This is a genomic window from Acidovorax sp. (assembly GCF_046294525.1).
Lineage (GTDB): Bacteria > Pseudomonadota > Gammaproteobacteria > Burkholderiales > Burkholderiaceae_C > Acidovorax.
Genome location: NZ_JBKBKQ010000008.1, coordinates 74,638 through 87,672, shown reverse-complemented (window position 1 = coordinate 87,672; position 13,035 = coordinate 74,638). Strand labels below are relative to the sequence as shown.

The following is a 13,035-nucleotide window of genomic DNA, read 5'->3' as shown; positions in this document are numbered from 1 at the left end:
CGGACGGTAGGGGCGTCGGTGGGCCCGCCGTATCCCTGCAATACAGTGCACGCGGGCGGGTCGGGGGCAACGGGGCATTTTAGGACCTGGCCATGTTTCGCGCCCGGCGGCATCCACCGGCGCGATACCACGGAGGGCAGCTCTTGAGGCGGGCCCCTCTGACGGACATCCATCAACTCCGCGCACTGCACAGCACCTGTTCACACCGGATGGCACCGTGGTCTTGCGCCAAATGTCCCTGGCAAAGCCAGATTGCCTGTATGTCGTAGCGGCCCCTCCTAAAATCGCGGCCTCATGACCATCGACCCGCTGCTGCCGCCCTCACTGGGCACTCCGCATGCCCCTACCCCGGCGCCGGTGCGCCTGTGGGCCCTGGTGCCCTGTGCGGGTACGGGGTCGCGCGCGGTGCCCCCCCCGGCGCCACCGAAGGGTGGCGCCACCGTCTCGGCGTTTGGCGCGCTGGCGGGGGCTGCGGGCGAGCCCATGGCCCCTGCCCAGCCGCCGCAGTTGCCCAAGCAATACCATTTGGTCGCGGGCCACCCCATGGTCATGCACACGCTGGCGGCGTTTGCGGGCGTGACGCGCCTGGCAGGCACGCTGGTGGCCGTAGCGCCGGGCGACCATTACCTGGACCAGCATGTCCACCCCTCGTTCTTCGTGGTGGACTGCGGCGGGCCCACGCGGGCGGCCACGGTGTTGGGCGGACTGCGCGCCCTGCAGGAGCGCGGCGCCCAGCGCGAGGACTGGGTGCTGGTGCACGACGCGGCGCGCTGCCTCGTCACGGCCGCGCAGATCGACCGGCTGATCGAAGCGTGCCTGCAGGACTCCGTGGGCGGTCTGCTGGCCCACCAATTGGCCGACACGCTCAAGACGTCAATCGATGGCCCCGGCGGCGTGCGCGTGGCGTCCACCGTAGACCGCAGCAGCAAGTGGCTCGCGCAGACGCCGCAGATGTTCCGCATCGGCCCCCTACAGGAAGCGCTCGACAAGGTGGGCACCAATGTGACCGACGAGGCCAGCGCCATGGAGGCCATGGGCCTGCACCCGCGCCTGGTGCCCGGCGGCGCACAGAACTTCAAGGTGACCTACCCCGACGACTTTGCTCTGGCCGAGGCCGTGTTGGCCCAGCGCGGCCTCGGCACCACGCTGGCGCGCTTCGGGGGCGAGCGCGGCCAGGGCGCCAGCGAGACCGGGCGCAAGACAATTTTTTAATCAGCCCGCTAGTTTCCCGAGTGAGAAGTTCTTGTAAAACTAAGCAGGTCGAAAACGTTGTGGGGCAAGGCGCAAACCACCGCGATAGCCTTAGCTATCGCGAGGTCTTGCAACGCAGCGTGGCGGCGATTCTCGACCTGTTTATGAGACGAACTTCGCACTCGGGACGCTATGGTGCGAGAAAAGGCAGACCATGAATTTCAGAATCGGTGAGGGGTGGGACGTACACGCGCTGGTGCCGGGCCGCACGCTGGTGATCGGCGGCGTTCACATTCCGCACACCATGGGCCTGCTCGGCCATTCGGATGCCGACGTGCTGCTGCACGCGATCACCGATGCCATTCTTGGCGCGGCGGGGCTGGGCGACATCGGCACGCATTTTCCGGACACCGATGCGCAATTCCGTGGGGCCGATTCGGCCGTGCTGCTGGCCGAGGCCGCGCGCCGCGTGCGGGCGGCGGGCTACACCATCGGCAATGTGGACAGCACGGTGGTGGCCCAGGCGCCGCGCTTGGCAGCGCACATCCCCGGCATGCGGGACTGCATCGCCAAGGCGCTGGAGATCGACCCTGGCCAGGTCAACGTCAAGGCCAAGACGGCGGAGCGCCTGGGGCCGGTGGGCCAGGGCCTGGCCATGGAGGCCCGCGCCGCCGCATTGATCTACATGGCCTGAGCCTTCAGGCGGTCTGCGCCGCCCAGGCTGCCACGTAGCTCGGCGCGGCTGCCGTGTTCAGCGGGTCGACCACGGGCGCCCCGCGCACCTGCACCAGCGGCAGCACGCCCGCCCACGCGGGGTGCAACATGTCCTCAGCGTCGTCCACCGGCGCTCCGCTGCGCACCTTGCAGGCGGCTTCATCGAGGGATATGCGCAGTACGGTGGTGGCCGCAAACTCCTTGTCGTTCCCAGCGCGAATCTCGGCCTGGCGGCCGACTGCGATGTGGTCCATGAGCGCGGCCAGCGCCGCGTGCTTGTCAGCCACGGGCTCGAAGCGGCCATAGACCATGGCCGAGCGGTAGTTCATCGAATGGTTGAAGGCCGAGCGCGCCAGCACCAGGCCATCGAGGTGGGTGATGGTGACGCAGGCCTGCGCACCCTGCAGCAGCCACTTGACCATGCGCCCGCCGTTGGAGCCGTGGATGTACAGGTGCTCGCCCATGCGCCAGCAGGCTGTGGGGATGTTGTGTGTGCCCTTGTCGTCGGCAAAAGCCACGTGGCACAGGTAGGCGGCGTCGATGATGGCGTGCAGCGTGGCGCGGTCGTAGCGGGCGTTTTCGGCCACGCGGCGGATGCGGGTGCGATCGGTCGGGGGCAGGGCGGTGGCAGCGTCGTTCACTCAGTTCTTCCGGTGTCAAAGTGGATGAAGTAGCGCAATGTAGAGGCAGCGTGGCGCCAGAATAAGACCCACTAAAGAACAATTTTTTAGAGCCACTGACCACAATGGATTTTCAGCTTCTGTTTACCGGCTTCCAGTCTCAGCCGGCCCATGCACGCTGGTCACAGCAACGTCAGTTGCACGAATGCCTGCGCCGCGGTATCCGCAGCGGTACCCTGGCCGGCGGCACGCGCCTGCCCGCCACCCGCACGCTGGCGGCCGAACTGGGCGTGGCACGCAACAGCGTGCTGTACGCGTACGAGCAACTCGCCACCGAGGGCTTCATCGTGGCCAGTCGGCGCGGCAGCGTGGTGGCGCCGCTGGCCGGGCGGCTGGGTGCAGGCGCTACGCCTGCGACGCCAGCGCCCGGCGTGCGCTCGGGGCTGTCGCGGCGCGCGCAGAACATGCCGCTGCTGCCGGGCTCGGAAACGGCGGCCGCGTTTGCGCCGGGTGTACCGGCGCTTGGCGAATTTCCGATACTGCGCTGGCGGCGGTTGCTCGACCGGGCTTGGGCGTCCATCCGGCCTGCGGAGCTCAACTATGCAGACCCGGCCGGCGAGCCCGCCCTGCGCGAAACCATTGCCGGGCACCTGCGTGTCGCACGCGGCGCCCTGGTGGACGCTGCGCAGGTCTTCATCACCGATGGCACGCAAAGCAGCCTGGACCTTGTCGCCCGTGCTTTTGCCGACGCGGGCGACAAGGTGTGGGTGGAAAACCCCGGCTACCAGGGCGCGGTGGCGGCCTTTCGCGCCGCGCAGCTCAAGGCCGTGGGCATTGTGGTGGACGGTGACGGTATGGCGCCGGCCGCCAGCGACTGGCTGCGCCAGCGGCCGCGGCTGATCTACACCACGCCCTCGCACCAGTACCCGGTGGGCAGCGTAATGAGCCTGGCGCGGCGCTTGGCGCTGATCGACGGAGCGCGCCAGGCGGGCGCGCTGGTCATCGAGGATGACTACGACAGCGAGTTTCGCCACGACGGGCCGCCCCTGGCTTGCATGCAAGGCCTGGCGCCCGACGCACCCGTGGTCTACCTGGGCACCTTCAGCAAGACGATGTTCCCCGGCCTGCGCATCGGCTTCATGGTGGTGCCCCCAGCGCTCGCACCCGCGCTGGCCCTGCTGCTGGACCGCGCCGCGCCACGCGGGCGAACAGCCGAGCAGCGGGCGCTGGCGGAGTTCATCGTGGGCGGCCAATTTGCGCTGCACCTGCGGCGCATGCGCCGCCTGTACCGCCAGCGGCGCGATGCGCTGGTGGCCGCGCTGGCACATCACCTGGGTGATGTGGCCACCGTACACGGTGGCACGACCGGCATGCACCTGGCCCTGCGCTTGCATGATGCCCAGTCCGATGACGTGGCGCTGAGCGCCAGGCTAATGGCGCGCCACGGCATCATGGCCCCGGCGCTGAGCCTGCACTCCGTCGGCCTGCGCGCGCAGCCCTGGCGCGGCTTTCTGCTGGGCTATGCGCAGGTGCCGGTGGAGGCGATGGAGCCGCTAGTGAAGAGGCTGGCGAGCGTGGTGCGGGGCCAGGCGTGAGCACCTATGCGCTCTCCCGCCCGACGATCGAAAAGCCGACATCCACCACGGGGGCTGCCACAGGCCGGCCCTCGGCGCGGTCGGCAATCCACTGCGCCGCCAGCTGACCCATGCGCGCGCCGTCAATGCGCACGGTGGAAAGGCTGGGGCTCACGGTCTGCGCAAAGTCGATGTCGCCAAAGCCCATCACCGCCAGTTGCTGCGGGACGGCGATGCCGCGCACGCGCGCCTCGGTCAGCACGCCCAGGGCCAGCATGTCAGAGCTGCAGAACACCGCGTCGGTGTCAGGCGCCTCGGCGAGCAGTGCGGTCAGGCCATCGCGACCGTCCGCATGGGTGGTGGGCGATGGGCCTAGCCGCACAGCGGGCGAGCGCAGGCCCAGACGTCGCGCTGCGGCTGTGAATCCGTGCGCTCGGCGGGCCGCCCGCTCGTCACCGCCACTGAGCAGGGCCAAGTGCCGTCGGCCCCGCGCAAACAGGTGCTCGCATACGGCGGCGCCCAGCTCTTCATGCCGCAGGCCGACCAGCATGTCGATGGGGGTGTCGGTGTAGTCCCAGGTTTCCACGATGGGAATGCCAGAAGCAGTCAGCAGCCGTCGACCCTCGGGCGAGTGCATGACGCCTGTGAGCACGATCCCATCGGGCCGCCGACCCACGATGGCGCGCAGCAGCTCGTCTTCGCGAGAGTGCGCGTAGCCCACTTGGCCCACCATCACCTGAAAGCCGTGCAACTCCAGCGCATCGGTCAGCGCCTGCACCATGGCGCCGAACAGCGGCCCGGTGAGTGTGGGCACCAGCGCCGTGACCACGTGGCTGCGGGATGAGCGCAGCCCGCCAGCGACCAGATTGGGCACATAGCCCAGGGCCGCAACGGCTTCCTGCACCCGCTGGCGCGTGCGCTCTGACACCTGCTGCGGCGTGTTGAGGGCACGCGAGACAGTGATCATCGACACACCCGCGCGCTCAGCCACCTCGCGCAGTGTGACCGCTGCGCGGTCACGGCCGAGGGAGAGCGCAGATGGGAGCTTGGGCGGGCCGGAGTGGGGCATGGTGGCGGAGTCTAAAGCGCAACCCACCCTCGCTATGCCTGCCGGTCACGACCGGTGCTCTCGCACCTTCACAAAAAGTCAAAACATAGGGTTTCTACTGTGTTGTCTGACAATGATAACGTTAACATTCACGTATTCCCGCGGATTTTGATGTCTATCGCCCCAATTTATTCAGCTTGTACGACCTGATGACCAAAACTTCTCCACGCACATGACCCCCCAAGACCTCAAAACCATCATGGGCTCCGGCCTGCTGTCCTTCCCCATCACGGACTTCGACGAGCAGGGTAACTTCCGCCCCAAGACCTACATCGAGCGCCTGGAGTGGCTCGCCCCCTACGGCGCCAGCGCCCTGTTTGCTGCCGGTGGCACGGGGGAGTACTTTTCCCTCTCGGGCCCCGAGTACAGCGAAGTCATCAAGACAGCCGTGGACACCTGCCGAGGCAAGGTGCCCATCATTGCCGGCGCCGGTGGCCCCACCCGCACGGCCATTGCCCATGCGCAGGAGGCCGAGCGCCTGGGTGCCCACGGCATCCTGCTCTTGCCCCACTACCTGACGGAAGCGGGCCAGGAGGGCCTGATTGAGCATGTGGCCCAGGTGTGCAAGAGCGTGAAGTTCGGTGTGATCGTCTACAACCGTGACCGCACCAAGCTCACGGCCGAGTCCCTGGCTATCCTGGCCGAGCGCTGCCCCAACCTGATCGGCTTCAAGGACGGGGTGGGCAATATCGAGACCATGTCTTCCATCTACATGAAGCTGGGCGACCGCTTCTCGTACCTGGGCGGCCTGCCCACGGCCGAGGTGTATGCGGCGGCGTACAAGGCGCTGGGCACACCGGTGTATTCGTCGGCGGTGTTCAACTTCATCCCGAAGATGGCGATGGAGTTCTACAAGGCGGTGGCGGCAGACGACACGGCCACGCAGCACCGGCTGCTCAAGGAGTTTTTCATGCCCTATCTCGCCATCCGCAACCGGGTGGAGGGCTACGGGGTGTCCATCATCAAGGCGGGGGCGCGCATTGTGGGGCATGACGGCGGGCCGGTGCGCGCGCCGCTGACGGACCTCAAGCCGCATGAGGTGGAAGAGCTCACGGCGCTGATTGCAAAGCTCGGGCCGCAGTAGACGCGTCTGAAGCAATTTTCCTTTCCCCCACCCGAAGCCCCGCAAGAGGGCTGATGACCACCACTACCTTTGGAGACATTGCCATGCGCATCATCAAGAAACTACTCCTTGCCGCCAGCGCCAGCGGCCTTGCCCTGGCCGCTTCGGCCCAGACCGGCGCGCCCTCCCAGTCCACCGCTTGGCCAGACAAGCCTGTGACCATCGTTGTTCCCTTCCCCGCAGGGGGCTCGACGGACATGGTGGCCCGCGCCATGGCCCTGCACATGGGCGAGAAGCTGGGCCAGAGCTTTGTAGTGGACAACCGCCCCGGCGCCACGGGCACGGTGGGCGCGGGCTCGGTCAAGCGCGCGGCGGCCGACGGGTACACGTTGCTGGTGTCGTCGCTCGGTGCATTTGTGGTGGCGCCCCACCTGCTCATAAGCGTGCCCTACGACGCGCTCAAGGATTTCGACTACATCACCGTGCCGGTGCAGGCCCCCAACGTGCTGGTGGCCTCCTCCAGCCAGAAGGCGCGCACGGTGAAGGAGGTGATCGCCCAGCTCAAGGCGAGCCCGGGTAAGGTGAGTTTTGCGAGCTCGGGCAATGGTTCGTCGGACCATCTTTCGGCCGAGGTGTTCTGGCAGCAGACCGGCACCGAGGGCCTGCACATTCCGTACAAGGGCGGCGCTCCGGCCATCAATGACTTGCTGGGTGGACAGGTTGACTTCTCATTCCAGAACGTGAACGCCGTGCTGCAGCATATCCGCGCAGGCAAGCTGCATGCCATTGCCGTCACCGGCGACAAGCGCAGCCCCGTATTGCCCGATGTGCCCACGCTGGCCGAAGCGGGTGTGACCGGTGCGGAGGTGTATTCATGGCAAGGCATGGCCGCGCCCAAGGGCCTGCCTCCCGCTGTCAAGCAAAAGCTAGCTGAGGCAGCGATTGCCGCCATCAACGACCCTGTGGTGAAGAAGCGCATGGTGGACCAGGGCTTGGAGATCGTGGCTAGCACGCCCGAGGCATTTACGGCCTACCAAGCGCGCGAGTTCGCGCGTTGGAAGAACGTCATCGAGACCCGAAGAATCACCGCTGATTGAGTTTTGCCAAGGGCGCCACGCTGCGTCCTGTTCTTGTTTCAACACCATGACCACACCTTCCACTTCTCCCGCGGCCAGCACGCCAGTCATCACCGAACTGCGCGTGGTGCCCGTCGCAGGGCACGACAGCATGCTCATGAACCTGAGCGGCGCGCACGGCCCCTTCTTCACGCGAAACCTGCTCATCTTGCGCGACAGTGCAGGCAACACCGGCGTGGGCGAGGTGCCCGGCGGCGAGAAGATACGCCAGACCATCGAGGAAGCGCGCCCGTTCATCGTGGGTCGGCCCCTCGGCCAGCACAACGCCGTGCTCAACGCCATGCGCGCGCAGTTCGCGGACCGCGATGCGGGCGGTCGTGGCTTGCAGACCTTCGACTTACGCATCACCATCCACGCCGTGACGGCGGTGGAATCCGCCTTCCTCGACCTGCTGGGCCAGCACCTGGGGGTGCCCGTGGCCGCACTGCTGGGCGACGGCGTACAGCGCACCTCAGTGCAAATGCTGGGCTACCTGTTCTACGTGGGCGACCGCACCAAGACCGACCTGGCTTACCGCACCGAGCCCGGTGCTGAAAACGACTGGTTCCGTCTGCGCAACGAAAAGGCCATGACGGCCGAGGGCATCGTGCGCCTGGCCGAGGCCGCGTATGAGCGTTACGGTTTTGCCGACTTCAAACTCAAAGGCGGCGTGCTGCGCGGGGAGGAAGAGATCGAGGCCATCCGCGCGCTGCACGAGCGTTTTCCCGAAGCGCGCGTGACGCTGGACCCGAACGGCGGCTGGCTGCTGAAAGACGCGGTCCGCCTTACCCGCGACCTGCACGGTGTGATGGCTTATGCCGAAGATCCCTGTGGCGCCGAAGGCGTGTTCTCGGCCCGCGAGGTGATGGCCGAGTTCCGCCGCGCCACCGGCCTGCCCACCGCCACCAACATGGTGGCCACCGACTGGCGCGAAATGGCGCACAGCCTGGCCCTGCAGTCGGTGGACATTCCGCTGGCCGATCCGCACTTCTGGACCATGGCCGGGTCGGTGCGCGTGGCCCAGATGTGCCAAGCCTTCGGTCTGACGTGGGGTTCGCACTCGAACAACCACTTCGATGTGTCGCTGGCCATGTTCACCCATGTGGGCGCCGCCGCGCCTGGCCGCGTGACGGCGATTGACACGCACTGGATCTGGCAGGACGGTGAGTGCCTGACCAAGCAACCCTTCGAGATCCGGAATGGATTTATCGAGCTGCCGGAGAAGCCCGGTTTGGGCGTGGAGCTGGACTTGAACGCGGTGGAGCGCGCCCACCGCCTGTATCTGCAGCATGGCCTGGGCGCGCGAGACGATGCCATCGCGATGCAGTACCTGATCCCGGGGTGGAAATTCAACAACAAGTCGCCGTGCATGGTGCGTTGATGCACAGCAATCCCCACGTGCATTGCCTCCAAAACAAAGCCCTCCGCAAGAGGGCTTTGTGCTCAGAGATTGCAGCGGGGCACGACAGGGCGGTTATGCCGTCCGGTCTTCGGCGCGCCGTCTTGGCAACTGGCGCTTGACCGAGGGCCGCTGCAGGCGCTGCTTGGGGTCTGCACCCTGCGGCAAGCTCGTGGCGCGCTGCAGTTGCAGGTGGGCCACCAAGCCGCCGGTGCTGGAGTTGGCCAGCGCAAAGATACCGCCCATGCGCTGCACGGTTTTGTCCACAATGGACAGGCCGAGCCCCGCGCCCGCAGCCGCCGTGCGGGCCGTGTCGCCACGGAAGAAGGGCTTGGTGAGGTTTGACAGGTGTTCTGGTGGCACGCCGGGGCCATGGTCGCGCAGTTTGACGAGCACCCAATTCTCGCGGCCCTTCGCAGCGATGTCCACGCTGGTGATGCCGGTGTCCTCCGTCTTGCCATAGCGGCGCGCGTTTTCAAGCAGGTTGGAGATCACGCGCGCCAGTTCGACTTCGTCGGCCAGCACGTTCAGGTCTTCGGGCACCGTCATCGTGATCTGCAGCTCGCGGTGGTCCTGGACCGCGTACACACAGGACGACACCACCGCATGCAGGTTCACCGGGGTCAGCGTGACGTGGTCGGGACGCGCATAGTCGAGGAACTTGTCGATGGTGGCGTCAAGTTGCACGATGTCGGCCACCATGTGTTCGCGCGCGACTTCGTCCGTCACGCTCATCTCGGTTTCCAGCCGCAGCCGCGCCAGCGGCGTGCGCAAGTCGTGCGAGATGCCGGCCAGCATCACGGCGCGGTCCTGCTCCAGCTTGGCCAGCTTCTGCGCCATCCGGTTGAAGCCGATGTTCACCTCGCGGATCTCGCTGGTCACCACCTCTTCGTCCAGATGGCTGGCGGCAAAGTCACCGTCCTTCACCCGGTTGGCGGCGTACGACAGCTGCTTGAGCGGGCGGTTGATGAGGCGGGCGATGGCAGCTGCCCCGGCCAGCGACAGGGCTGCCGCCGTGATCAGCCAGATCAGCCAGGTGCGCCCACCGGCAGGGCTGAAACGAGAACGGTCCATCAGCAGCCAGTTAGGGTCGCCGTTGATGTTGAAGCCCACCCACAGGCCGTTTTCGCCGTTCACGTTCTGCGCCACGATGGTGTCGGGCCCGAGGCGCTGGGTGAGTTCATCGGTCAGGCGGTTGCCCAGCGCGGTGTTGTCCAGCAGCGCAAACTTGTCCTTGGGCTCGCGCGGCAGGATGCGCACGCCTTCCTGGTCCGCCATGGTCTTGATGAGCGACACCCGCGCGATGGCGTCTGAGTGCACCAGCGCGGCGCGGCTCAGGTTGACGAGGGAGGCGATCTGCTGCGCCGTGTGCAGCGTGCGGGGCTCGAACTCCAGCGCACGCAGCGTCTGTAGCCACGCCAGGATGCTGCCCACCAGCAGCAAGGCCAGCAGAAAGAACGTGCGCCAGAAAAGGTTCAGCCCCACCCGCGCGCGCTGCTCCCTCGCCCTGCGCAGGGATTCAAGCGGTGCGGGGCTGGTGGCGTCGGCTGTGGGGGGATCGGTCTGCCGGGATGATCTCGGCTGGCCGTCGGTCTTGCGCATGGAGATCAGCTGGTCCCGTCCGGCACGAAGACATAGCCCACGCCCCACACGGTCTGGATGTAGCGGGGCGCCGCTGCATCCACTTCCACGAGCTTGCGCAGGCGCGAGACCTGTACGTCCAGGCTGCGATCAAAGGGTTCGAACTCGCGTCCGCGGGCCAGCAAGGCCAGCTTTTCGCGCGACAGTGGCTGGCGCGGGTGCCGCACCAGGGCCTTGAGCATGGCGAACTCGCCGGTGGTCAGGGGCAGCTCCTCGCCATTGCGCTGCAGCGCGCGGGTGCCCAGGTCGAATGTGAAGGGGCCGAAGGTGACCACCTCGTTGTCACCCGATGGAGCGCCGGGCGCCTCTTGCGCGGGGCGGCGGCGCAGAACGGCGTGGATGCGCGCCAGCAGCTCGCGCGGGTTGAAGGGCTTGCCCAGGTAATCGTCGGCGCCAACCTCCAGGCCGACGATGCGGTCCACGTCCTCGCCCTTGGCGGTGAGCATGATGATGGGGGTGCGGTCATTGGCTGCGCGCAGGCGGCGGCAGATGGAAAGGCCGTCTTCGCCGGGCATCATCAGGTCCAGCACGATGATGTCCACCGTTTCGCGCAAGAGCAGGCGGTTCAGCGCCTTGCCGTCTTCCGCCACCATGACTTCAAAGCCTTCTTGGGTGAGGTAGCGGCGCAGCAGGTCGCGGATGCGTGCATCGTCGTCCACCACAAGAACTTTGTCGGTGCGATTGGGGGTTGTGGCCATGTTGATCTCAAGTCCAATTTGTAACAGAGCCGATTCTGACCAGTTGAAACGCCGAAGTTCGGGTTTTTGGCGGCGGTTTGACCAACTGTTACAAGTTTTGCCGAGCTTCGCACACGGTGTGCCAAGCCTTTGCCGAAGGTTCCACCCGGTGCGGTTAAGGTGGTGGCCCGCGCGTCCCCGGCAGGGGCGGCGCACTGATCTGAAGGACTTCATTGCCATGAAAAAAACTACCAAACTGATAGCTGCCAGCGCTTTGCTGATGTGCGCTGGAGCCGCTTTTTCTCAAACCGCCGCCGCGCCCGAGCTTCGCAATGTCGTGCAGCTTTCTGCCACCGGCACGGTTGAAGTGCAGCAGGATCTGCTGGTGCTGAACCTGGCCACCAGCAAGGAGGCTGCGGACGCTGCCACTGTTCAGGCGCAACTGAGGCAGGCTCTTGACACGGCCTTGGCGGAGGCCAAGCGCAACGCGCAACCCGGCCAGCTGGATGTACACACGGGGCCGTTCGGCCTGTACCCGCGCTACGGGAAAGACGGCAAGATCAACGGATGGCAGGGCCGCGCCGAGCTGGTGCTGGAAGGCCGCGATTTTGCCCGCATCACCGCCACTGCCGGCAAGATCCAGACGCTGTCCATCAGCCAGGTGTCGTTTGGCCTCTCGCGCGAGGCGCGGGCCAAGGTCGAAGGCGAGGCGCAGACGCAGGCCATTGAGCAGTTCAAGGCCCGTGCGGCCGAACTGGCCAAGGGCTTTGGGTTCAGCAGCTATGGCCTGCGCGAGGTGGCGGTCAACAGCAATGAAGTGATTCCCGGCCCGCGTCCGCGCATGATGGCGGCAGAAGCCAAGATGGGCTCGTTCTCGGATGCATCCGTGCCTGTCGAGGCAGGCAAGGCGCAGGTGGTGGTGAACGTGTCCGGATCGGTGCAGATGCGCTGAATTTTTGATAAAAATGGCCGCTAGCGTTTATTTGATAAGCGCTAGTAGCTATCATTTTTGATGAGATAGGCTACCAGCAGGCCTGCAGGCAGCGCGTGAAGTGTCTTGGCCGGCAACGCCCGGCCTACTGCGCCGCCCAGCCCCCGTCCATATTCCAGGCCACGCCCCGCACGTTATTAGCCGCAGGGGAGCAGAAGAACACTGCCAGTTCGCCCAGCTCTTCGGGGGTGGTGAACTGCATGGAGGGCTCCTTTTCGCCCAGCAGCAGCTTCTTCGCGTCTTCGTTGGACAGGCCGTGTTCGGCGGCCTTGGCGTCCACCTGCTTTTGCACCAGCGGGGTCAGCACCCAACCGGGGCAGATCGCGTTGCAGGTCACGCCTGTGGTAGCGTTCTCCAGTGCGGTCACCTTGGTCAGCCCCACGATGCCGTGCTTGGCCGCCACGTAGGCTGACTTCTGTGCTGACCCGACCAAACCGTGCACCGATGCCACGTTGATGATGCGGCCCCAGTTGGCGCTTTTCATGGCGGGCAGGGCGAGGCGCGAGGTGTGAAACGCGCTGGTCAGGTTGATGGCGATCACCGAATCCCAGCGCTCCACGGGGAAGTCTTCGACATTGGCCACGTGCTGGATGCCGGCGTTGTTGACCAGGATGTCCACCCGTCCGAACTGCGAGGCGCTGTACTTCATCATGTCCTCGATATCGGCCACGCGGCTCATGTCCGCGCCGTGGTAGGCCACCTGCGCACCGGCCGCTTCGCCCGCGGCCAGCACCTCCGCGCGGGGAGTGTCCACGTCACCGAATCCGTTGAGCACGATGTTGGCACCCTGGCGGGCCAGGGCCTTTGCGATTCCAAGACCAATGCCACTGGTGGAGCCGGTGACAAGGGCGGTTTTGCCTTTCAGCATGTGAGTCTCTCCGAATGAATTACGATGCAACGCAAGGAAAAATCGGCATGCAGGCGAGGGCCCCGCAAGCCGAT

Annotated in this window: 12 protein-coding genes; 7 read left to right on the top strand and 5 right to left on the bottom strand. The window is 66.2% G+C overall.

Annotation, left to right across the window (positions count from 1 at the left end):
• Positions 1-294: 294 nt before the first annotated feature.
• Together ACK4HJ_RS10215 and ispF are read left to right on the top strand one after the other, a co-directional pair.
• A complete protein-coding gene (locus ACK4HJ_RS10215; protein WP_409830727.1) occupies positions 295-1,212 on the top strand; it encodes a 2-C-methyl-D-erythritol 4-phosphate cytidylyltransferase in 918 nt (305 codons plus the stop codon).
• A gap of 193 nt (positions 1,213-1,405) precedes the next feature.
• A complete protein-coding gene (ispF, locus tag ACK4HJ_RS10210) occupies positions 1,406-1,885 on the top strand; it encodes a 2-C-methyl-D-erythritol 2,4-cyclodiphosphate synthase (RefSeq protein ID WP_409830724.1) in 480 nt (159 codons plus the stop codon).
• Positions 1,886-1,889: 4 nt separating this feature from the next.
• Here ispF and ACK4HJ_RS10205 read toward each other — a convergent pair whose 3' ends face one another.
• Positions 1,890-2,546, bottom strand: coding sequence for a pyridoxamine 5'-phosphate oxidase family protein (locus tag ACK4HJ_RS10205; RefSeq protein ID WP_409830721.1), 657 nt, complete (start codon positions 2,544-2,546; stop codon positions 1,890-1,892).
• Positions 2,547-2,650: 104 nt separating this feature from the next.
• Between ACK4HJ_RS10205 and ACK4HJ_RS10200 the strand changes: the two genes are divergently transcribed.
• On the top strand, positions 2,651-4,120 hold the full coding sequence (locus tag ACK4HJ_RS10200) for a PLP-dependent aminotransferase family protein (RefSeq protein ID WP_409830718.1): 1,470 nt from the start codon (positions 2,651-2,653) through the stop codon (positions 4,118-4,120).
• 4 nt (positions 4,121-4,124) lie between these two features.
• On the opposite strand, the gene ACK4HJ_RS10195 is transcribed toward ACK4HJ_RS10200, so the two are convergent.
• Positions 4,125-5,168: a LacI family DNA-binding transcriptional regulator gene (locus ACK4HJ_RS10195; protein WP_409830715.1), complete on the bottom strand. Its 1,044-nt coding sequence runs from the start codon at positions 5,166-5,168 to the stop codon at positions 4,125-4,127.
• Positions 5,169-5,379: 211 nt separating this feature from the next.
• Between ACK4HJ_RS10195 and kdgD the strand changes: the two genes are divergently transcribed.
• From kdgD to gudD, 3 genes are all read left to right on the top strand, one after another.
• Complete coding sequence (gene kdgD / locus ACK4HJ_RS10190) at positions 5,380-6,291, top strand: 5-dehydro-4-deoxyglucarate dehydratase (protein ID WP_409830711.1); 912 nt, start codon at positions 5,380-5,382, stop codon at positions 6,289-6,291.
• Positions 6,292-6,374: 83 nt separating this feature from the next.
• Positions 6,375-7,367, top strand: coding sequence for a Bug family tripartite tricarboxylate transporter substrate binding protein (locus tag ACK4HJ_RS10185; RefSeq protein WP_409830857.1), 993 nt, complete (start codon positions 6,375-6,377; stop codon positions 7,365-7,367).
• A 46-nt stretch (positions 7,368-7,413) separates the two neighbouring features.
• A complete protein-coding gene (gene gudD, locus ACK4HJ_RS10180) occupies positions 7,414-8,766 on the top strand; it encodes a glucarate dehydratase (protein WP_409830709.1) in 1,353 nt (450 codons plus the stop codon).
• Between the two features lie 93 nt (positions 8,767-8,859).
• Here the strand turns inward: gudD and ACK4HJ_RS10175 are convergent, their stop codons facing one another.
• Both ACK4HJ_RS10175 and ompR read right to left on the bottom strand, forming a co-directional pair.
• Complete coding sequence (locus ACK4HJ_RS10175) at positions 8,860-10,386, bottom strand: ATP-binding protein (RefSeq protein WP_409830707.1); 1,527 nt, start codon at positions 10,384-10,386, stop codon at positions 8,860-8,862.
• Positions 10,387-10,391: 5 nt separating this feature from the next.
• Complete coding sequence (ompR, locus tag ACK4HJ_RS10170) at positions 10,392-11,123, bottom strand: two-component system response regulator OmpR (protein ID WP_015014739.1); 732 nt, start codon at positions 11,121-11,123, stop codon at positions 10,392-10,394.
• A gap of 217 nt (positions 11,124-11,340) precedes the next feature.
• On the opposite strand from ompR, the gene ACK4HJ_RS10165 reads away from it, so the two are divergent.
• A complete protein-coding gene (locus tag ACK4HJ_RS10165; protein ID WP_409830704.1) occupies positions 11,341-12,054 on the top strand; it encodes an SIMPL domain-containing protein in 714 nt (237 codons plus the stop codon).
• A 124-nt stretch (positions 12,055-12,178) separates the two neighbouring features.
• Here the strand turns inward: ACK4HJ_RS10165 and ACK4HJ_RS10160 are convergent, their stop codons facing one another.
• Positions 12,179-12,961 carry a 3-hydroxybutyrate dehydrogenase gene (locus ACK4HJ_RS10160; protein WP_409830700.1) on the bottom strand — a complete coding sequence of 261 codons (783 nt, stop codon included), beginning with the start codon at positions 12,959-12,961 and terminating at the stop codon, positions 12,179-12,181.
• Positions 12,962-13,035 lie beyond the last annotated feature (74 nt).